At 67.4% G+C, this 19,047-nt stretch carries 19 protein-coding genes and 2 tRNA genes; 4 read left to right on the top strand and 17 right to left on the bottom strand.

The window, feature by feature from the left end; genetic code table 11:
* Positions 1-24: 24 nt before the first annotated feature.
* The 4 genes from ACQUST_RS11845 to ACQUST_RS11830 are packed head-to-tail and all read right to left on the bottom strand — an operon-like array spanning position 25 to position 2,630.
* Positions 25-666 carry a 30S ribosomal protein S3ae gene (locus ACQUST_RS11845; RefSeq protein WP_435128662.1) on the bottom strand — a complete coding sequence of 214 codons (642 nt, stop codon included), beginning with the start codon at positions 664-666 and terminating at the stop codon, positions 25-27.
* Positions 663-920 carry a KEOPS complex subunit Pcc1 gene (locus ACQUST_RS11840; RefSeq protein WP_435128659.1) on the bottom strand — a complete coding sequence of 86 codons (258 nt, stop codon included), beginning with the start codon at positions 918-920 and terminating at the stop codon, positions 663-665. The genes ACQUST_RS11845 and ACQUST_RS11840 overlap by 4 nt, the downstream gene beginning before the upstream one ends.
* The gene (locus tag ACQUST_RS11835; protein ID WP_435128656.1) at positions 917-2,122 is read right to left on the bottom strand and encodes an exonuclease RecJ; all 1,206 of its coding nucleotides are present in this window, start codon (positions 2,120-2,122) and stop codon (positions 917-919) included. Before ACQUST_RS11835 ends, ACQUST_RS11840 begins: the two co-directional genes overlap by 4 nt.
* A 37-nt stretch (positions 2,123-2,159) precedes the next feature.
* A complete protein-coding gene (locus ACQUST_RS11830; protein WP_435128653.1) occupies positions 2,160-2,630 on the bottom strand; it encodes a 30S ribosomal protein S15 in 471 nt (156 codons plus the stop codon).
* A 291-nt stretch (positions 2,631-2,921) separates the two neighbouring features.
* Here ACQUST_RS11830 and ACQUST_RS11825 point away from each other — a divergent pair.
* Positions 2,922-2,993, top strand: a tRNA-Ala gene (locus tag ACQUST_RS11825).
* 314 nt (positions 2,994-3,307) lie between these two features.
* Here the strand turns inward: ACQUST_RS11825 and ACQUST_RS11820 are convergent.
* The 3 genes from ACQUST_RS11820 to ACQUST_RS11810 form a co-directional block, all read right to left on the bottom strand.
* Positions 3,308-3,676: a hypothetical protein gene (locus ACQUST_RS11820; RefSeq protein WP_435128650.1), complete on the bottom strand. Its 369-nt coding sequence runs from the start codon at positions 3,674-3,676 to the stop codon at positions 3,308-3,310.
* Between the two features lie 200 nt (positions 3,677-3,876).
* Positions 3,877-4,413 carry a GNAT family N-acetyltransferase gene (locus ACQUST_RS11815; RefSeq protein WP_435128647.1) on the bottom strand — a complete coding sequence of 179 codons (537 nt, stop codon included), beginning with the start codon at positions 4,411-4,413 and terminating at the stop codon, positions 3,877-3,879.
* Between the two features lie 345 nt (positions 4,414-4,758).
* Positions 4,759-5,022, bottom strand: coding sequence for a hypothetical protein (locus ACQUST_RS11810; RefSeq protein WP_435128644.1), 264 nt, complete (start codon positions 5,020-5,022; stop codon positions 4,759-4,761).
* 180 nt (positions 5,023-5,202) lie between these two features.
* Between ACQUST_RS11810 and ACQUST_RS11805 the strand changes: the two genes are divergently transcribed.
* On the top strand, positions 5,203-5,946 hold the full coding sequence (locus tag ACQUST_RS11805; protein ID WP_435128641.1) for a competence/damage-inducible protein A: 744 nt from the start codon (positions 5,203-5,205) through the stop codon (positions 5,944-5,946).
* A 65-nt stretch (positions 5,947-6,011) separates the two neighbouring features.
* A complete protein-coding gene (locus tag ACQUST_RS11800; RefSeq protein ID WP_435128638.1) occupies positions 6,012-7,469 on the top strand; it encodes a DUF7289 family protein in 1,458 nt (485 codons plus the stop codon).
* 21 nt (positions 7,470-7,490) lie between these two features.
* Here ACQUST_RS11800 and ACQUST_RS11795 read toward each other — a convergent pair whose 3' ends face one another.
* The 9 genes from ACQUST_RS11795 to ACQUST_RS11755 all read right to left on the bottom strand — a co-directional run bounded on the left by ACQUST_RS11795 (position 7,491) and on the right by ACQUST_RS11755 (position 17,545).
* The gene (locus ACQUST_RS11795; RefSeq protein ID WP_435128635.1) at positions 7,491-8,243 is read right to left on the bottom strand and encodes a DUF7289 family protein; all 753 of its coding nucleotides are present in this window, start codon (positions 8,241-8,243) and stop codon (positions 7,491-7,493) included.
* Positions 8,243-8,725 carry a DUF7266 family protein gene (locus ACQUST_RS11790; RefSeq protein ID WP_435128632.1) on the bottom strand — a complete coding sequence of 161 codons (483 nt, stop codon included), beginning with the start codon at positions 8,723-8,725 and terminating at the stop codon, positions 8,243-8,245. The genes ACQUST_RS11795 and ACQUST_RS11790 overlap by 1 nt, the downstream gene beginning before the upstream one ends.
* On the bottom strand, positions 8,725-10,548 hold the full coding sequence (locus ACQUST_RS11785) for a hypothetical protein (protein WP_435128629.1): 1,824 nt from the start codon (positions 10,546-10,548) through the stop codon (positions 8,725-8,727). Before ACQUST_RS11785 ends, ACQUST_RS11790 begins: the two co-directional genes overlap by 1 nt.
* Positions 10,548-11,234: a DUF7288 family protein gene (locus ACQUST_RS11780; RefSeq protein WP_435128626.1), complete on the bottom strand. Its 687-nt coding sequence runs from the start codon at positions 11,232-11,234 to the stop codon at positions 10,548-10,550. Before ACQUST_RS11780 ends, ACQUST_RS11785 begins: the two co-directional genes overlap by 1 nt.
* The gene (locus tag ACQUST_RS11775; protein WP_435128623.1) at positions 11,231-11,659 is read right to left on the bottom strand and encodes a DUF7287 family protein; all 429 of its coding nucleotides are present in this window, start codon (positions 11,657-11,659) and stop codon (positions 11,231-11,233) included. The genes ACQUST_RS11780 and ACQUST_RS11775 overlap by 4 nt, the downstream gene beginning before the upstream one ends.
* Positions 11,656-13,704 (bottom strand): type II secretion system F family protein, encoded by a 2,049-nt coding sequence (locus ACQUST_RS11770; protein WP_435128620.1) that lies wholly within the window; start codon positions 13,702-13,704, stop codon positions 11,656-11,658. The genes ACQUST_RS11775 and ACQUST_RS11770 overlap by 4 nt, the downstream gene beginning before the upstream one ends.
* Complete coding sequence (locus tag ACQUST_RS11765) at positions 13,705-16,809, bottom strand: ATPase, T2SS/T4P/T4SS family (RefSeq protein WP_435128617.1); 3,105 nt, start codon at positions 16,807-16,809, stop codon at positions 13,705-13,707.
* 333 nt (positions 16,810-17,142) lie between these two features.
* Positions 17,143-17,215: transfer RNA gene (locus ACQUST_RS11760), tRNA-Arg, on the bottom strand.
* Positions 17,216-17,266: 51 nt separating this feature from the next.
* Positions 17,267-17,545: a Sec-independent protein translocase subunit TatA/TatB gene (locus ACQUST_RS11755; RefSeq protein ID WP_435128614.1), complete on the bottom strand. Its 279-nt coding sequence runs from the start codon at positions 17,543-17,545 to the stop codon at positions 17,267-17,269.
* Positions 17,546-17,898: 353 nt separating this feature from the next.
* Between ACQUST_RS11755 and ACQUST_RS11750 the strand changes: the two genes are divergently transcribed.
* Positions 17,899-18,168: a hypothetical protein gene (locus ACQUST_RS11750; protein WP_435128611.1), complete on the top strand. Its 270-nt coding sequence runs from the start codon at positions 17,899-17,901 to the stop codon at positions 18,166-18,168.
* 38 nt (positions 18,169-18,206) lie between these two features.
* On the opposite strand, the gene ACQUST_RS11745 is transcribed toward ACQUST_RS11750, so the two are convergent.
* Positions 18,207-19,022, bottom strand: coding sequence for a sensor histidine kinase (locus ACQUST_RS11745; RefSeq protein WP_435128608.1), 816 nt, complete (start codon positions 19,020-19,022; stop codon positions 18,207-18,209).
* Positions 19,023-19,047: the final 25 nt, after the last annotated feature.

Below are 19,047 nucleotides of genomic sequence, written 5' to 3'. Positions count from 1 at the left end.
GCCGCGGAGCGGCGCGTCGACGCGCTACTCTTCGACGTCGACGTCCTCGTCGGCGACGTCGACTGCGGCTTCCTCCTCGGCGGCGACCTCTTCGGGGCGCGCTTCGAGGCTGAGCTTCTTCACTTCGACGCGGCGGAGCGGGTAGATCTGCTTCGCCTCGCCGTAGATGGCGGAGCTGAGCCGCCCTTCGACGACCGAGTCGACGAGCTGCTCGAAGGTGCGCTCCTCGGCGGCCTCCTCCACGAGGTCGATCATGACCGAGCGGATGGCCTGCTCCTGGCTGCGGTCGGCCTTCTTCGTCGTGAACGCGACCGGCTGGATGCGGACGCGGTAGTCGTCGGTCGTCAGCACCGTGATGGTGAGGTCGACCTTCGAGGCGCCGCGGCGGACGAGCGAACGCAGGTAGTCGCGCGTCAGCTCGTACTGCGTGAACTCCGTGTACGCGGAGTCCGAGCCGACGTCCGTGATCTTGAACGTCAGCTTCGTGTTGTTCTGTCCCTGGTCGCCGGTGAGTTCGCCGAGCGTCGTCTCGACGGTCCGTCCGATGACCTGATTCGGTTCCTCTGCCATGGTCTCACCCAGCTCCTCGCGGTCGAACTGCTCGGGGGCGAGCACTGTGTACCAGCGCTTGCCCTGTCGCTGTCGTGAGACTGAACGTTCACTCATTGTGTGTTGGTGTAGCTGCGTGCGGTTTCGATGACGTCCGTCGCCACTGCCACGTTCACGAGGTAGTCGTCGGTCGACGCCTGCAGGCCGCCGGTGCGCTCCCGGCTGATGCGGGTCTCGACGCGGTCGGCGTCCGCTTCGGTGTCGACGTCGGCGGTGTTGTCCGGGCTGACCGCGGCCGCGACGGTCGCGGCCGCGTCGGCGTCGCGGTGACGGGTCTCCACGACCGCGGAGCGTCGCTGCTCCCCGGTCACGGCTGCACCGCCTCCCTGAACGCCTGAACGAACGCCTGGACGTCGCCGTCGAACCGGGCGTCGCCGCGCCGACCATCGCCGGTCGCGTCGCCGCCGGTCGCGTCGGCCGCCGCCGCGAGCGCCGCGCTCACGTCGGCGTCGGGTGCTGCTGCGGCGGCGGCCGCGCCGCCGACCGCGTCGTCGCCAGCGCCGTCCGCCTCGTCGCCGCCGCCGTCTGCGACGCGGGCGACGACGAGCGCGACCGGCTCCGGCGACCGGTAGTCGCGAGCCAGCCGCGCCGCCGTCGCGAGCGCCGGCACCGCCGTCGGCTCCACGTCGACCCGGACGACGAACACGCCGTCGTAGCGGCCCGTCGTCGGGTCGTCGAGGAAGCCGTGGGCGGTGCCGGCGTGCGTCCGCCAGCACTCCAGCGCGTCAGCGCGCGCCGCGTCGGCACCGAGCGCCAGCGACACGCCGACGCCGGGCCGCTCCCGGGCGACGGCGTCCAGGACGTCCGCGTAGCCGCCGAGCGTCTCGAACGGCCCGGTCGGCGTCGCGTACGGCCGGAGCGCGCGTTCGACGGCCTCGGTCGCCCGCGGCGGCGCCTCGGCGGTCGCGTCCAGCGCCACCGTCGAAGCCAGCCGCCGATGCGCGTCGTCGTCCGGCTCGACCGGGAAGCCGAGGTCGGCGAGCAGCGCCCGCGCCGCCTCCGGGTCGCCGGAGCACGGCAGGCGGAGCAGCGTCGACGACGCGAGCCCGTCCGCGACGTCCGCGGTCGGAACCGCGACGCCCGGCCGGCGCCGAACGGCGCCGCGGCGCTCCGCCTCCTCCAGCAGCGCGCCGCTGCCCGCGCCGCCCGGAACCGCCTCCGCGGCGACGACGCCGGCCAACCCGACGACCGGGTCCGGCTCGGCGCCGAGCGCGTCGACGACCGACGCGGCGACGACCGACAGCGGCCGGTCCTCGCCGCGGACGGACTGCGCGTCCGGCGCGTCCCAGCCGAGCGCCACCGCGGTCCCGTCGCCGGCCGGCACCGACCCGTCGCGTGTGGTGCGGACGTGGAACGGCGTGCCGCGGTCGCGAAGCGCCCGCGCCAGCAGGCCCGCCGCCGCGAGCGCGTCCCCCGTCGGGCGCGCGCACAGCCGAACGAAGCCCGCGGTCGACAGCGCAGACGCTACCCGCTCCGGGTCTGCGTCCGCGCGGCCGGGCTGCGTCGACGACATATCGGTGTGGTCCTCGTGATTCGTGGGTCGTCTGTGGTTACTGCTCGTCGAGCAGGTCGACGGCGACGTCGTAGCTGTACGTGAAGTCCTCGTCGAGCTCGTCGCCCCGGTAGTAGTTCACCAGGCGGCGAATCTTCGACTCGGTGTTCTGGAGCGCGCGCTTGTTCTGCGCGTCCTGCGGATTCTCCTCCATGTGCTCGCGGAGCCGCACCGCGCGCTCGAAGAGATTCCGGAGGTCCTCCGGAATCTCCGGAGCAGCGTCGTGCTCCTCCAGAATCTCGGTGACCTTCTTGCCGGTCGCGAGCTTCACGTCCGGGACAGGCGTGCCTTTCACGCCCTCGTCGCGAAGCTTCAGACCGATCTGGCTGGGGTCGTGCCCCTGCTCTGCGAGTTCGACGACGCGCTCCTCCACCGCGTCCGCGTCGACGTCACTCCACTCCGGGGGTTCGTCTGCCGCCGGGTTGTCCGAACCGGACGACCCGCGGCGGCGTGTATGCATTCGTGCCATCGTTCTGAGATTGGAACAAGGGCCGCAGAAGCGAGCGAGCCGCCGCCAGTCACACCGACGCCGACGCGGATTCGCCGCGCTGCGCCGCTGACCGACGGGGGCACCTCCGCAATCCCAAGCCCGAACGGGCGAGTCAGATTTGCGGCCGTGCTGTTCCCAACGACCAATCGTCGCGGCGCGCAGTAAACCGTTTCGGGTTCGCCGTCGACCCGGGCCGTGCGCCCGCGTGCCGAACCGCCCCCCGAGTCGAAGGGCTTATCTATCGAACCGCGGTACGTCGATGTGCAGCGCGGGCTCGTAGATCAGTGGTAGATCACTCCCTTGGCATGGGAGAGGCCCCGGGTTCAAATCCCGGCGAGTCCACTCGTATTTTAGCGCGTGTGGAGTGACTTCGCCCCTCCGTTTTTCAGTCGCTTCAAGCCTCAACAGCGCCGAATACGTTTTTCGGGCCCGAATTCCGCGAAGCGATTAGATGCCGAGTCGGACTGCGCATCGGCGCCTTCGTTCGATTCGCCCGAGGGAAGGCGCCGGGGGCACTGACTAGTGCCGACAGCGACGCCATCCCGTGGCTCGTCTGTGAATCCTATCACCTCTGGTTACTCGTGGGGACGTGGAATCACCAGTATCGGGTGAAATAGCGGGTTTGACAGATTTACCGGGGAATCGAACGGCCGAAATCAGTCTTTGTGGTATTCCAGTAGGTAGTAGACGCTGATTCCGACAGGGACTAACAGTGCGGCCTGGCCCCTGACGTACATTCCGTTGATGAGCGCAACGAGACTTCCGACAAGGAAACTGATGACATATGACCAGTCCCCCATCTCAGATGTGCTTTTCAGGTAGTTACCCAACTGATTGTCCAGCGTTACGAATATGACACCGGATGATAACACGGGGAGCGTACGAAAAACGAGCCCGAACCACCACAAGCCCACCCCGCGGCGTACATTTAGGATTTCGGTGCCGATGTGGCCAATCAGTACCACGCTGGTGAGGAGCGCTGAGACTGTCGCAGCCTGTGCTTTCCACGACTCGTCATACTCCAAGTGTACTCGATAGACGTACGCCACGAGTACAATAAGAGGAATCAGCGTTTTGACGACGACGGGCTTCCGAACTGAACATAGTGTGAACTCCGTACCAGGGAGAAATCAGTGGCGGGTCGAGTCCGAATTTCGTCACCGTCGGGACAGCTCAAATTTCCAACTATTTCCGTCGGGTACCCGGTTCACCTGACGGCTCCGGTTCACTTCCGGGACTCCTCTCCCGCTGGCACGTCGGCGACCATCGTGTGGCGGACCGTCTCGAAGCCGAGTCGTTCGTAGAAGGCGCGGGCGCGGTCGTTGTCGACGTCGACGTCGAGCGTGAGTTCGGCGCAGCCGCGTTCGCGCGCCCGGGCGGTCGCTTGTTCGACCAGTTCGTCTGCGAGACCGGTGCCGCGGCGGGATTCGTCGACGTAGATGTCGCAGATGAGGAGGCGGTCGGGGCGGTCGAAGACGGTCGGCGCCTCGTCGACGTCGGTCGTGATGAAACCGACGGGGTCCGCCTGACTGTCCGCCGGGTCCGCGCGGTCTGGGGCGTCGTCGACGGCGACCCAGGCTTCGAACTGGTCGGAGTCGTGGCGGTCGGGCCGGTGGTCGAGTTCCTCCGCGACGACGTCCGCGTCGCTGTCGAGCGCGAACTCGTCGACGGTGGCTTCGAGTTCGCGTTTGTACGGGAGCCAGAGCGCCTCGATGAATCGGCGGATCGCTGGCTCGTCGCCGGGGAGTCGGCGGATGTCCATGCCGGGCAGTGCTCGGCGGGTGACTTCGGGGTGACGCTTTCACGTGTCCGTCGAAACGTACGGACCCGAACCGGAATCACACGGCGAGGCTCCCGGTCCGATTCGACGGAGTCGTCGCTGGCGGCGCCGAGCCGGTCAAAAGATTCGAGCGGCGGCGCCGCGGTGGAGTCCGGTTCGCCGTGGTGTATGTCAGGTCCAACAACCAATGCGGCCTCCGGGCGGCACCGGATGCATAACTGCACCGACCCTCCGTAAAAACAGTTACCGGGCCAACACTTGCCAGCGCCGGACCGAGTCGAGGGGCGAGGCGCAGACGGAGGCTCGCTCCGAGTCGTCCCTGCGTTCTCACCGGGCGTCGTCGAACAGGCCGGGCGCCACGAAGGCCACGACGAGAATCAGGGCGGAGACGACGACCAGCAGCGCCGGCCCGAGATGCGGGTCTGCGCCGACGGCGCCGGCGACGGCGCGAGCGACGGGGTCGGTTTTCGTCTCGACGGCTTCGCCGGCGACGCCGGCCGCGCCGGCGGCGATTCCGGCGGTGACGACGGCGGGCGCGCCGCCGGCTTTGGCGGCGCGCTTCGTTCTTTCGAGGGCATCGGGTGCGGGCACGGCCCTCACTGCGATATTCTTCCCACAAAAGCGTTCCCCGTCTACGCGGAACTCTGCTACCGGTACGTCCACCCACGTGCTCTGCACTGCTGGCTCTGCGCCCCGACGTGCCGCTCGCCACGCGGCGCTTTCCGCGTTCCGCCGAGTGATTTTTCGGCGTCACCGTCGTCGAGTCGGGTAGTGGACGTCGCGATACTCACCGTCGGCGACGAACTGCTCGCCGGCGACACGGAGAACACGAACGCGTCGTGGTTGGCGCGCCAACTCACGGAGCGCGGCGCGTCGGTGACCCGCATCCTGGTGGTGCCGGACGACACCGACGTCATCGTCGAGTACCTGCGCGAGTGGCGCGACCGGTTCGACGCAGTCGTCGCGACCGGCGGGCTCGGCGGGACGCACGACGACGTGACGATGCGCGCCGTCGCGGAGGCGTTCGACGTCGAACTGACGGTGCAGGGGTCGGTGCTGACGGACGTCACGGAGACGGCGCGGGCGTACGCCGAATCCAACCCCGACGTCGTCGACGAGTACGACCTCGACCTGGACCTCGAAGCGTGGGCGGCGCTGCCCGACGGCGCTCGGCCGCTCGACAACCCCGCGGGGCTCGCGCCGGGCTGTGTAGTCGGGGACGTCTACGTGCTGCCCGGAGTGCCCGAGGAGATGCGGGCAGTGTTCGACGGGGTCGCAGACGAGTTCGGCGGCGACGTCACGTCGACAGCGCTGTACACGCCGGCGCCGGAGGGGGCGCTGACGGAGCAGCTCTCGGCGGCGAACGACCGGTTCGACGTCGCAATCGGGAGTTATCCGTCGCCGGCCGACCAGCCGACGCGCGTCAAAGTCACCGGGACCGACGCCGACGAGGTTGCCGCAGCGGCCGCGTGGCTGCGCAGCGAACTCGACGTGATCGAGCAGGTCGGCGAGTAGCCGAATATCACTGGTGAGACCCAACGGGCGAATTCTTTTATTTGTCCGCGTCGACTGTACTACGTATGGACGCTGGGGACCGCGGACAATCCGAGGTCATCGGCGTTGTTCTTCTCTTCGGGCTGGTCATCGCCACGGCGGCGACTGTGACGCTCCTGGGCGGGATGGCGATTCAGGACGCGACACAGGAGGTGACGATGGAGCAGGCGGTCCTGGAGATGCGACAGGCCGACTCGCGGATGAGCCGCGTCGCGTACGGTCGGCAGGGGGGGCAGGTCGTCATCTTCGGTGAATCGGACTCGCCGGTGCGCGTCAGGAAGGGGTCGTCCGTCACGATCACCGTCAACGACCGCGCTACGTGCCGCGTGGAGATTACGATGGGGAGCATCGTCAAAACCGTCGAAGGCAGCGGCAAGGTCGCGTACGAAGGTGGCGGCGTGTGGCGGAAACGGAACGGGGACGTCAGCATGGTGTCTCCGCCGGCGCTCCAGTACAAAAACGGCACCATCACGTTCCCGATGGTGTCGCTCGCGAACGTGTCTATCGGCGAAGTTGACTCCCTGAAGGTCACGAAGAACGTCTCGGCTTCGCGGGCCCGCACCAGACAGATCAGGCAGACGTTCGCACAGCCCCCGTGCAATCCGCCGAGGAATCTGACGCTAACCGTTCACAGCCAGTTCTACAAAGGCTGGGGGAAGTACCTCAACGAGCGGATGTCCGACGACGTCACCTACGACCACGCGAATCGGAGCGTCACCGTCTCGCTCGTCCGGATGGGCGGCACCTGGGCAGCAGGAGACTCACAGGTGCAGGTCGACCGGAACTTCACGGCGTCCGTGAAAGTGCTCGGCACCGAACTGAACGGACGGATCTACGATTACATCCAGCATACGCCGATCACGATGTCGGTCATCGTCGACGGTGACCGCGTGACCCCGTGGGCGCCGAACGCCGGCGAGAGCGTGCCGTGGGCGATTCGCCACAACGTTAACGACCCTGACGCACCTGAACAATACACGTACCAGTTCTCGGGGAGCGCCGGCGCGAACGTGACGGTCGCGGCGACCTCGTGGTACGGTGAAGACTACGAGGAGGCCGACAACACGACGACTCGGAACGGTTACACCTACAGGCAGTTGCGCCCCACCGACACTTCAGGGAAGTGGATCACAGTGAACTCCTCGCAGGAGGGGGACGGCAACCTCGTCATTCTGACGGACGGCGAAAAGCTGCCGACCTGGGCGGAGGCCGCGGGGTACCAGCGGAACATCACCGAGATTATCGGTCAGGAGCGACTGTACGACGAGAACGGGTCGAAGCACGTTCAGCTGTCCGAGACGCAGGCGCTGTTCATCTACGAGCTGTCGACGGAGAACGCGAACCCGGACGACGCACGCGGCTCGGGCGACCCCGACTACAACGACGCCGTCGTGCTGTTCGAACTGGAGCGGGCCGACGAAGCGGAGAACAACTTCTTCGTGCACGTCACGGTCAGCCAGGTCCGCATCAACGACGGCGGCTAACCGCCCCCGGAAGCCACTGTCTCAGAGGAAGTCGACGACGATGGTGGTTCGCCTGACGACGACGCGGTCGGTGGTGCAGGTGAAGCTGTCGCCAGACCGGGTCCAGCCGCGCTCGGTTAGCGTCCGTCCCCACGCGTCCGCGTTCGCACCGACGGTGACCGAGACGGAGTCCGCGGAAGCGGTTTCGCCGGCGAACGGGTACAGCAGATCCGTCCCCCGGCCGTCAGCCTGAATCAGCACCGACCCCTGGCTGGATCGCCCGGAGGCGCTCCCGGCCGTCACGGTCACGAACGAGACGACCGCCTGCCGATCCGTACAGCGGAACCGCGGCCTGGCCGGCACGGTTGCGCCGCCGCGTCGCTGTTCTCGGATGACGGCACCAGCGGCGTACAGAACCGTGGTGTCGCCGACCGAGTACGCGATCGCACCGACCCGGTCGTCGTACACGACGGTGCCACCGCCGGCGTCGGCGACTGTGACTGTCAGACGCGGGCCCTCGTCGATCCACAGCGTTCCGCCGGCGAGGCGCACCTCGCCGTTCCGAGCGGGTGCGTCGCCGCGCTGAATGTCGTTGAGGCTCTCCGCGAGCGCGACGAACGCCCGCTCGGCGTTCTGCTCGATTTCGTGCTGCTGGTACTGCCGGGCGCTGTCCAATCCAGCGGTGTAGACCACGCCGATGGAGGCGACGACCACCGAAAACGCGAGGACGTACCCGATGAGCTCGGAGACTGCGCGGTCGTCTGCGGACAGCCAGCCGCTGAGTCGACGACGCATCAGACGCCCTCCAGCCGGAGCGTTCCGTCGTACACGATTCGGATTCGGCCGCCCGACACGGTTGACTCCGTCACCGGGAGCGCTGGCGTGACACTCACCGTCAGCGAAACCTCTGGGTCGTCCATGCGAAACGCGAGACACGGCGGCGACGCGCAGACCGCGGCGTCGCTGGTGAGCGTGACCCGGTAGCTACCGCCGACGACGCGGGCCGTGTGGTCCGTCAGAAGCGTGACGGTCGTCGACTCACCTGTCGCTGCCAGCGACGCCGCTCGTTCCAGTTCGAACGCGAGCCGCTGCCCGATCGTCGACAGCTGTGACTCTGCAGCCCGGTGTCGTTGCTCCGCGAGTGCCCCCGATGCGGCGATGACGAGACCCGTCATCAGCACCGCGGTGATCGTGATCGTCAGCGCGTGCGAAACAGTAACTGAGACGCCGCGGCGGTCGTCACGGAGGTGCGCGCGCTCCGAATCTCGACGCCGCATCAGGCCACCCCCGGACCCTGTCTCGCAGTGACCGGCGTCGTTCCGTTGATCGTCTGCCGCTCCAGTTGCTGCTCCGTCGGACTGCCGGTCCCGACGCCGTCGAGGAAGTACGCGGTCCCGCCTTTCAGGTAGACGATTTCGGCGTTGCCGTCACCGTCGACGTCTTCGACCGCGATCGGCGCTTTGTCGACCCCGCCGACGAGCGACACCGAGTTCCCGGCCGCGTCGATCAGTTTGAGGTTGTTGCTGCCACCGACGAACGGTATTCGGGCCTCACCGTTGTTGTCGAAGTCGTGAGGGCGACCGACGCCCGGTCCGTAGTTCTGGCCGACGCCCCCGTTGGTGATTTTCACGCCGACGGTTCCGTCGTCGTCGAGGTAGCGGAGCTGCTGGCTCCCATCGACGTAGACGAACTCCGGGGCGTCGTCGCCGTCGATGTCCCCCGGGCCGGAGACCGCTGAGACGCCGTTGTTCGAGTCTTGCAGCACCTCGAACGGCCCGGCGTCGCCAGTGACGCGATAGACGCGGTTGCCGCCGTCTCCAACGTAGAACACCGATGGTCCGCTGCCGTGCCACGTCCCCACCGCGAGCCGCGTGTCCACGGTTTCTGCGGTTCCAACCCCGGTGAGCGTCGCGGACTCGTTCGCCGCGTCGACCACGCGGACCGCGCCGTCCGAGTCCACGTACGGCACTTCCACCCGGGAATCCCCGTCGAGGTCGACGTCGGCTGCGCCGATAACCGGCACGTCAGTCACGTTGTACCAGCGGACCCGGCCCTCGTGGCTCGTCAGCGTTCCCAGCCGAGCGGTTGCGGTGTCGTTCACGAAGACGAGTCCGCGGCCGGTCAGCGCGGGCGACGGAACCGACGCGGGAACCGGCTCGGAGCGAATCGTCGTCGTGTACGTGAGTTGTGGCGTGGTGTACCGAACGTCGAGGTAGGCAGCCTCCACGTGCGGCACGACGTACGGGGACGCGTACGGGCTGTTGAATCGGCCGGACTGGATGGTTCCGTTCACCGCCAATCGGTACGTTCCCTCCGCACGAGCCGACTCCGGACCCGTCCGGTCGAACGAGAGTTCGTACGGTTCGTCGAGTGCATCCTGTGGTACCGGAACCGAACACGGTGCGCCGACGACGCTGCCGTTCTCGAGCGAGACGGTGACGCCGGAGCTGTTGGTTCTTCGCGCCTGTGAGAGGGCGCAGGTGTCAGTGACGCCCGTGGCGTCACGCGTCTGCACGTACGCCTGATTCGCAGACTGGTCCCAGTAGAAGTCGAGGTACCACTCGTCGTCCGGGTCGGTGGCGGAGACCGTGAACGTGGCCGTCTGTGAAGCGTTGTGCGTCGGGAACTCGAAGACAGTGACAGTCCCGTCGGTTTCGGTGACGTCGGTCGCGAGCGTCCAACTCGCGTCTGTGCCGGACGCCGGGTCGAACTCCGTCTCCGGGTTCTCGTCGACGAGGAGCCCCCCGCGTCCCCGGGTCCGATTCAACGACACCGAGACGCCTGCGGGCCGATTACTGCCGACCGATTTGTACAGGTAGCCCTCGTACGTGCCGAGTGCGTCGACGAGCGCCGGCTCGCGCAGGTACACTTCCCCCTCGACCGACTCCTCCGCGACCGCGCCCTGGAGGACTGCGACGTCGCTCCGGACGCTGCTGACGAACGTCTCGGCGCCCGTCGTCGTCGAGAGCCCGGCCCGCGGTGCGACGTTCGCCGTGAACAAGCCGGCGTTCAACACCGAGACCAGTCCGAGGAAGATGATGGCGATGGTGATCGCGCCGACGAGCATCAGCTGGCCGCGGTCCGCTTCGTCGACCACCATCACCACACCACCACCTTCACGGTCACGACGTTGTACACCGGGCCGTCGAGGTCCCCGGCGAAGTACCGGTCGTCGCTGAGACTCCCGAGTCGTGCCGAGTTTTCGTCCGGGACCAGTGTGCCGTTCGCCGCCAGCCGGGTCTGGTACTGGTAGTCGTACAGCGTCACTGTCAGCGACGCGACCGCGGCGTTGCTCGTCGGTTGGCCTCGCTTGATGAGCGGGTACGTCGTCGTCTCGGTCGGGTTAGACACGTCACGGGCTTCCAGGTACACGTTGACGACGTATCCGTTCTGGGTGAACGACTCGTTCAGGAGCCTGCCGAACCGGCCGGGTGGCGTGTCGAACTTGTATCCGAGGCCGCGCCGAACAGTCACTCCTGCAGGAGCCTTGAACGACCCGGTGCCGTTGTAGCCGGACGTGTTCCAGTACCGCATGACACGTGAGATAGCGCGGTCGTCGTTCGCCGCGCGCAACACGTCGCCGACGCGGGTGCCGAGATGAGCGGTGACGTCGCGGTCGACGGTGCCGGCCGTCGTCGGCGTCAACACGATCGCCTGATACGCCAGCAGTACGCCGATCACGACCAGCAACGCGGCCATGACGCCTTCGAGGGTGTGTGCCTGACCCCGCGACCGGCCGCCGAACAGCCCGCTGTTTCCGTCACCGGTCGGCCCGCGACGCGTCACCAGACCCGCACCTCCAGTTCACACGCCGGATCACAGCCCGTGCCGACGACGATGCGCCGAGCGATGACGACCGGGGCGTCACCGTACCGATGCCCCATCGTCTCCCCGCGTCCCTGTAGCGTCACGTTCACGTGAGAGAACGGCGGGAGCCCGTACCGTTCGCGGAGTTCGTCCGCGGACGTCTCGCTGAAAAACTCCGTCGTCGCTGTGGTGTTGAGTCGGACCCCCGGTCCGGTTATCTCCTCTTGTACCTGGTCAGCGACGCGCTGTGCGCCGACTGTTTCAGCGGTCGACACCGGCGTCTGGAACGGAGAGAACACGGCCGGGAACAACGCGAACACGAACGCGAGCGTGAGCAGGAACACACCGACGCCGATGGCGTAATCCAGCGTCGTCTGCGCGCGCTCGTCGCCGCCGCAGTTCATGCGACGACCACCCAGACACCGAGCGCGACCGTCAACAGCACGACGACGTACTTGACGCCGGAGATGATGTCCGCGCTCCGGATGTAGCCCGCGATGAACCCGGATATCATTGCCTGCAGCGTGACCGCGTGGAAGAACAGCACCGAGAGCTGTTTGACGTCGACGCCGCCGGCGAAGCCGCCGCTCGCGAGGCCGCCGCCGCCGACGCCGCTGGTCGCCCCGCCGCCGCCCGCCTGCGCCGTCAGCCCGGCCATCACGTCGAGGAACTTCACCTTCAGAATCGCCATGACGGCGAGCAGCGTCAGGTACGTCATCAGGATGATGGCGACCTGCATCCGGGTGCGCGACCGGCGTTCGCGCTCGATGTCGTCTTGGTTCTCCGACGCCTGCGCGGCCGTCGTCAGCACGTCCGTAATCTGGCTGGACGCCTCCTGCGCCTCCGAGATGAGCTTCACGGTGCGGGCGAGCCGCGGAATGTGGTACTTGTTGTTGAACTCGACGAGCGCCTCCCGGAGGCTCATCCCGTAGTTCACCTTCGCGTACATCACGTCGAACTCGTCGGCGAGGCTCCCCGAGGACGTCTCCGCGACCGTCTCGATGGATTCGAGCAGCGTCTGCCCGGTGTCGTTGGCCGACGAGAGCTTCCGGAGGTTCTCCGAGAGCTTCCCGGTGATGCCGGCGCGCCGCCGCTCGTTCCACTCGTGGAACGCCGCCAGCGGCACCAGCGTCACGTACACCGGAACGTACACCCACATGAACGTCCCCCACACCGGGTTCGCGACGAAGCCGTCCCACGACAGCGGCGCCGCGCCGGACGCCACCGCGAAGCCGACGAGCACCAGCGCGGCCGGCGCCGTCAGCGCCAGCGTGTACAGCGGATGCTCCCGGAAGAACAGGTGCGGCGCGCCGAGCAGCTCCTTCGTCTTGTGCGTCCCTTCGCGGTCGTGGATGCGGTCGAACAGGCCGAACCGACCGGTGAACGACTCGACGAGCCCGAGGTGGAACAGCCCCTGCTGCTGGGACTGCGTGAACTGCTCGTCGACGTCCTGCGGCGACAGGTAGCCGTTGCCGACCTCGTCCTGTTTCACCGTCGAGACGAGCACGAGGAAGCCGACGCCGATGAGCGGCGTCAACAGGTACACCGTCCCGAACAGCAGCCGCGTCTGGCTCTGCCCCAGCATCGACATGATGACGAGGATGATGATGAGCAGAAGCGGGAACAGCGACAGCGTCATGTACATCTCCCCGAACAGCTCCAGCGTCTCCAGCGTGAGCTCCTGCTGCTGTTTCGCGGTGCGGAGGTGCTTCTCCTTTTTGTCCTTCAGGAACGCCTCCATGTCGCCGCCGGAGTTGATGATGGAGAGCATGTCCGTCAGGAACTGGCTGAGTTCGTCCGACGGCGTCTCCACGGCCTGCTCGCGCACCGCGTTCCGGTAGTCGGTGCCGAAGTACTGCGTCTCCTGGACGATGCTCTGGAACTCCCGCGCGACTTCGCCGTACGTGTCGTCGGCCTTCGCCATCGACTCCAGGATTTCGAGCTGGTTCAGCCCGCCGACCGACAGCGCGTACATGAACGAGACGGAGTCCGCGAGCAGCATGTTTATCTCGCGCTCCCGGGTGTTCGCCCGCTGGTACGGGATGCCGGCGAGCGTCCCGAACCCGAGGCCGAAGCCGATGCTGCCGAACACGACGCCGCTGACCAGCACGGCCGCGGGAACCGTCAGGCTCCGCAGCAGCGCGGCGGCCTCCGGCGACGGCACCGGAATCCCGAGGCCGATTCCTTCGGCGGACAGGATGCCGAACGCGAACAGCGCCCAGCCGAACAGCGCGCCGACGACCCACAGCGCCCCGCCGACGAGGACGCCGACGCCGAGCGCCCGCGACAGGTACAGCTCGACCGGCTGCCCCATCCGCGCCTCCGTCAGCTTCTCCTCGACGTTCGCGACGAAGTCGCCGTCCTCGTCGAACAGCCGTGTGAACAGCGGGTAGAACGCGTCCGCGAACCGCTGCGTGTCGGCGAAGCTGCTGTTTGCGTCGAGACTCATCTACTCGTCCTCGCGCTCGCTTCCGTCCTCGTCCTCGGGGTGTTCGACCTCTCCGAAGCCCCACTCGTCGATTTCGCCAGGGTCGGCGTCGACGTCGTCGGAGTCGCCGCGTTCGTCGGACGCGTCGCCTCCGGAGGTCGGGCCGCCGTCCGCCGTCGCGGTGTCGTCACCGCCGACGTCGCCCGCCCCGCCGTCACCGAACTCGTCGACCGCGTCGAACGCGTCCTCGGGGGCTGCATCCGCGTCGCCGCCCGAGTTCGCGTCGCTGTCGGCGTCCGTGGTGCCACCTGAGTCCGCGTCGCTGCCGAGAGCCGGGTCGTCGCCGGCGTCCGTGGCGGCGTCGGTGTCGCTGCCGGCGTCGACGCCGGCGCCTTCGTCCGCGGGGTCGACGCCGCGGTCCGCCCCGGCCGAATCGTCGGAGTCGGTCCCGGAGCCGGCGGTCGACGCGCCGGTTTCGGCCGCGAGGTCCTCGCCGGCGCCCGGCTCGGCCTCCACGTCGCCCTCGGGCTCGACCGACAGCAGCGCCTCGGCGACGCTGTCCGGCATCTCGCCGCGGTACCGGTCGAGCAGGTCGTCGGCCTCCGAGAGGATGCGGTCGGTCTGTTCGAGCATCGTCTCGTCCGCCTCCGGCCGCGGCACCATCTCCTCTTTCTCCTGGTCGACGTCGATGAGCACGGACTCCATCTCCCGGAGGTCTTCGAGGCTCGCCTCCAGGCCGCCGTTCGCCATCAGCGCCAGAATCGTCTCCGGGTCGTTTATGAACGCCTGCAGCGTCGCCGCGACCTCCGTGTACGTGTTGAGCCCGCGGTCGATGAGGTACGCGAGCACCGCGCGGCGCTTCAACAGCTCCTCGTCGAGTTTCTCGCGGCTCCACCCGCGGTCGAACATGATCTCCTGCAGCGTGTTCGAGTCCCCCATCTTCAGGAACTCGTCCGTCTCCGCCTGCCACTGGTAGACGTCCTGAACGTTGATTTCGTCGTTCTCGGCGTCGTAGTGGTTGATTTCGGTGATGGACTTGTTCCGCCGCACCTTCTTCCCTTTCACCCGGGTCGCCGTCTGGATGGAGACGAGGTCCAGCGCCGTGAACATCGTCTTCGAGACGTTGATGGGGTCGGTCGTGAACCGCTTCAGCACCTCGCCGACGTTGTCGGCGTGGAACGTCGTGTACGTCGTGTGCCCCGTCGACATGACCTGGAACAGCGTCCGGCCCTCCTCGCCGCGCACCTCGCCCATCACGATGTAGTCGGGGCGCTGACGCAGCGCGGCCTCCAGCAGGTCGAACTCGTCGATGTCGCCCTTGTCGTCGTCGCTGAACGACGGCCGCGTCACCGACGCGATCCAGTTCCGCTGGGGCAGTTCGACCTCCCGGGTGTCCTCGATAGAGACGATTTTCGAGTTGCTCGGGATGAACAGCGAGACGGCGTTCAGGCTCGTGGTCTTCCCGGAGGCGGTGCCGCCGGCGAAGATGAGGCTCTTGTTGTTCTCGATGCAGAGCCACAGGAACGCCATCTCGTCGAGGCTGAACGTCGACCAGTTGATGAGGTCGATTGGCGTGAACGGGACGTCCTTGAACTGCCGAATCGTGTAGTTCGTCCCGTGGTCGGACACCTCCGTGCCGAGCGTCAACTGGGCGCGCGACCCGTCCGGAAGCGTCGCGTCGACCTGCGGCCGGCGCTTCGAGATACCCTTCCCGGAGCGCTGGGCGAGCTTCACGACGAAGTCGTCAAGTTCGGTCTCCTCGTGGTAGATGTTCGTGATGATCTGCTCGTAGTCCGAGTGGTAGACGAACACCGGGCTGTTGTAGCCGTCACACGAGATGTCCTCGACGTTGATGTCGTGTTTGATGCCGTCGATGCGCTCGTAGCCGATGAAGTCGCGTTCGAGGTAGTACAGCAGTTTCCTGACCGTGTACGCCGTCAGCGTGTCCGGGTCCTCCGCGACGACGGCCGGTTCGGGCCGCGCCGCGATGCCGTCGAGCCCTTCTTCGAGCCGCGGCTCTTCGAAGCCGAGCGCCTGAATCACGCGCCACGCGGCGCCGTCGCTCTCCTCGATACCGAGCGCGTCGGCCACCTGGTTTCCGAGCTGGCCGTCCCGTTCGCGCTCGTAGAGGTCGTACCGTTCGAGCAGGTCGTACGTCTCCTCGCGAATCGTCTCGCGGCGGTGCCCCTCGTCGGAGGCGACCGCGCCCTCGTCGGCGTACTTGATGGCGGCGCGAAGCTTCCCCTCCATGAACTCGGTGAGCTCGTCTTCGATCTCGTTGAGGTGGGGTTCGACGACGTAGTACTTCGTCTCGTTCTCCTTCGTGGAGTGGAACAGGATGACGAACGAGTACGGCTCGTTCACCCAGTACCGCTCGATCTCCTCGAAGTGCTGTTTCTTGCGGAGCGGCACGGACTTCTCCAGGTCGTACCGGTTCGTCACCGTCGTCTCGCCGGTCTCGTCGGAGAAGAAGTCGTCCTCGTCCAACTCCGGGTTGACGTCGACGGTGCGCTCGTCGACGACGTCGTCGAGTTCGGCGGCGCGGTCGCCGAGTCGGCTCACCACGTTCTCGGTGCCCGACGGGTCGAACCCGAGCGCCTCGGCCTTGTCCGCGTCGGTGAACTCGAGCGGCTCGTCCTCGTCGTCGGTCGGCGGATCGCCGTCCTCGTCGAGGAACTCCTGCCGCCGGTAGTCAGCCCAGCCGTAGATGTCCTTGATGACCGGCGTCTCGTCGTAGCCGATGAGCGGCGACTGAGCGGTGACGGATGCGGCGGCGCCGGCGGCTTCGGCGAGCCTGTCGGGGAGGTCCGCGAGCGGGAAGCCGAGGTGCGCCTCCGAGTCGACGCCGACGGCGTCGAGGTCCTCGTCGGTCACCGCCCGCGTCCCGCCGCCGACCGGTTCGTCGCCCGCGGCGTCGGCTGTCGGGGCACGGTCGCCGTCGCCCCGCTGTCCGGCGTCGATGCTGACGCGGTCGGCGAGGTCGTCCGCCGCGTCCGACTGTCCGTGTTCGCGGAGATACTCCACCCAGGTGTACTCGCCGACGACGTCGTTCGGGTCGTCCCCCCGACCCTCAGTCGCGTCGTCGTACCCGGTCGACGACGGTGCCTCCGCGTCGTCGGTTGCCATTACCGAACTACACTCCCGGTACGACGTTAAAGGCTTTCCCCAAGTATCACAGCAGAGAACGGGATTCCGCGGCGAGAAACGTCAAATCGTCCGAATCTCGGCTGAACCAACAGTTCTGAGACGCGGCGACCGAACCGCGCATCAGGTCGGTCCGAGGGCTGATTCCGCCGAGTCGACGCCGGCCGCGGTAGCCCATCGTCCCCACGTCGGTTCGGCGGTCGCTCCGCTCACCGGCTCACTGCACGGGCGTGACGGGATTCGAACCACGGTCGGAGCAGAGCTCCTCCCTGATTAGAATCCCGCCATTCCGGTTCGCTCACTACGTTCGCTGCACGGGCGTGACGGGATTCGAACCCGCGGTCTAGCGGTTAGGAACCGCTCGCCGTATCCGCTTGGCCACACGCCCCGGTCGAGGATGTGCGACCCGCAGTCAAAAACGGTCCGGAGCCCCGGCCGGTCAGTTGTTCTCGGTCGCCGTCTCGGTGGACGTCGTCTCGGAGTCCGACTCGCTCGGCGACACCGTCTCCTCGACGGTCTCGTTCGCGCCTTCCTGCATGTCCTGCAGCTCCTCTTCGATCTCTTCGCGGCCCTTCTTGAATTCGCCCATCGCCTGGCCGGTCGACCGTGCGAGCTTCGGAATCTTGTTCGCGCCGAACAGCAGCACGAGCACGAGGAGAATGATGAGCATCTCCGGCCCGCCGGGGATCGCGCCGAACAGGGGTACTGTGGTGAGCATCTCTACTCTCGGGTTACCCGGTGGCAATTATAGGCTTTTTGGACCGCTTAGAGTGACAATAACAACTCCAGTCCGGACGATAGCCTCCACGAGTGCCACAGCATCGGTCTGCCCCGTAGATTCCCGCGCTGCAGGACGCGGGTCCCCGGTGTATCCGACGACCGACGCCACCGCCCGGAAGTGTCGTCCGAGTGTTTCGTTCGGTCCCGCCTGCACGGCGTCGATTCCGGGTGCCACTGCTCGGGGCGTCGCGCTTCATGGCCCCGAGACCGTCCGGGGCACTCGTCTCCCCGTTCAGTCCGGATTCATACGAGCCGAAAAGAACTATGTCGCGTCGACCGTGTACACGGCGTATGGCGAGTGTTGAGTACTGGGTCAGCACGGTCCTGTCCCGCCCGAGGGAGGTGGGGACGCTGCTGGTCACTCTCGGGATACTCGGCGGCGTGGCGCTGAACTCCTCTGACGCGAGGGACGCCGTCGCCGTCGTCGTGGGCGCGGTCGGCGTGGCGGCCGCGACGGTGGTCCTCGGTCAGCCGTTCCGAGTCGAGTGGCACTACTGGTTCGGCGGGACGGTTCTCGCCGGCGCGGTAATCCTCGTCGTCGACGCCGAACGGAACGCCTGAGTGACCGGCTTTCGCCACCAGAGACGCACGAACCGCGTTCAGTCGGCGGACGAGCGCAGAATCGTGATGGTGACGGTCGAGCCGCGCGGCTCGGCCGAGCGGGTGTCGAGGGTCCCGTCGCACCGCCGAACGATCCAGTTCACCATCCACAGACCGAGGCCGCTGCTGTGTTTGAGTTGCGTCTCCTCGCCCTCGAGCAGGACGTCGACCTCCTCCGCCGGGATTCCCGGGCCGTTGTCGGTGACCGTGACGACGGCGTCCGTCGGCGTCTCGGTCACGGTGACGGACACCTCCGGTTTCCGGTCGTTGTGGACGACGGCGTTCTCGACGATCTGCTGGACCGCGTATCCGATGAGCGGGTGCGCCTCGACGACGAGGTCGTCCGGGGCCTCGACCGTGAACTCGGCGTCGCGGGCGCCGTCTCTGTTGGAGGTCGCGACCGCGTCGACCGCGTCGCGGACGCGGTCCGCGAGGTCGACCCGTTCGCGCTCGCCGGTCGTTCCGCGAATCGCGCGTTCGGCGGCGCGGGCCTTGTCGGCGAGGTCGATGACGTGTTCACAGCGCGTCTCGATGGTTTCGAGGTGGTCGTCTCCGTCCTCGGTCCGGTCTTCGACCAGCGCGGCGTAGCCCTGAATCACGTTGATGTCGGTCCGGATGTCGTGGCGAAGCACCCGGTTCAGGACGCTGAGCGACTCCGCGAGCTGCTCGGCTTTCGCCCGCTCGGTCGCCAGCGCGCGGCGCTGCCGGTCGGCCTTCGCGACGTGGACGCCGACGAACGACCCGACGATGAAGCCGCCGTTGAGCCAGCCGACGACGGTCGTCATGGTCGGGACGGTGTGCGCGCCGACGAGCACCTCGTAGTACTCCTCGGCGAGCGCC

The sequence above is a fragment of the Halobaculum sp. D14 genome (assembly GCF_051195135.1).
In the GTDB taxonomy this organism is placed as follows: domain Archaea; phylum Halobacteriota; class Halobacteria; order Halobacteriales; family Haloferacaceae; genus JBNTKA01.
This window is presented reverse-complemented; position numbering and strand designations above follow the sequence as displayed.

Bases quoted from the DNA above. Each gene is read 5' to 3' on its own strand.
- ACQUST_RS11845 (WP_435128662.1), bottom strand. From the start codon at position 666: ATGAGTGAACGTTCAGTCTCACGACAGCGACAGGGCAAGCGCTGGTAC.
- ACQUST_RS11835 (WP_435128656.1), bottom strand. From the start codon at position 2,122: ATGTCGTCGACGCAGCCCGGCCGCGCGGACGCAGACCCGGAGCGGGTA.
- ACQUST_RS11830 (WP_435128653.1), bottom strand. From the start codon at position 2,630: ATGGCACGAATGCATACACGCCGCCGCGGGTCGTCCGGTTCGGACAAC.
- ACQUST_RS11815 (WP_435128647.1), bottom strand. From the start codon at position 4,413: ATGGACATCCGCCGACTCCCCGGCGACGAGCCAGCGATCCGCCGATTC.
- ACQUST_RS11800 (WP_435128638.1), top strand. From the start codon at position 6,012: ATGGACGCTGGGGACCGCGGACAATCCGAGGTCATCGGCGTTGTTCTT.
- ACQUST_RS11795 (WP_435128635.1), bottom strand. From the start codon at position 8,243: ATGCGTCGTCGACTCAGCGGCTGGCTGTCCGCAGACGACCGCGCAGTC.
- ACQUST_RS11790 (WP_435128632.1), bottom strand. From the start codon at position 8,725: ATGCGGCGTCGAGATTCGGAGCGCGCGCACCTCCGTGACGACCGCCGC.
- ACQUST_RS11785 (WP_435128629.1), bottom strand. From the start codon at position 10,548: ATGGTGGTCGACGAAGCGGACCGCGGCCAGCTGATGCTCGTCGGCGCG.
- ACQUST_RS11775 (WP_435128623.1), bottom strand. From the start codon at position 11,659: ATGAACTGCGGCGGCGACGAGCGCGCGCAGACGACGCTGGATTACGCC.
- ACQUST_RS11770 (WP_435128620.1), bottom strand. From the start codon at position 13,704: ATGAGTCTCGACGCAAACAGCAGCTTCGCCGACACGCAGCGGTTCGCG.
- ACQUST_RS11765 (WP_435128617.1), bottom strand. From the start codon at position 16,809: ATGGCAACCGACGACGCGGAGGCACCGTCGTCGACCGGGTACGACGAC.
- ACQUST_RS11755 (WP_435128614.1), bottom strand. From the start codon at position 17,545: ATGCTCACCACAGTACCCCTGTTCGGCGCGATCCCCGGCGGGCCGGAG.
- ACQUST_RS11750 (WP_435128611.1), top strand. From the start codon at position 17,899: ATGGCGAGTGTTGAGTACTGGGTCAGCACGGTCCTGTCCCGCCCGAGG.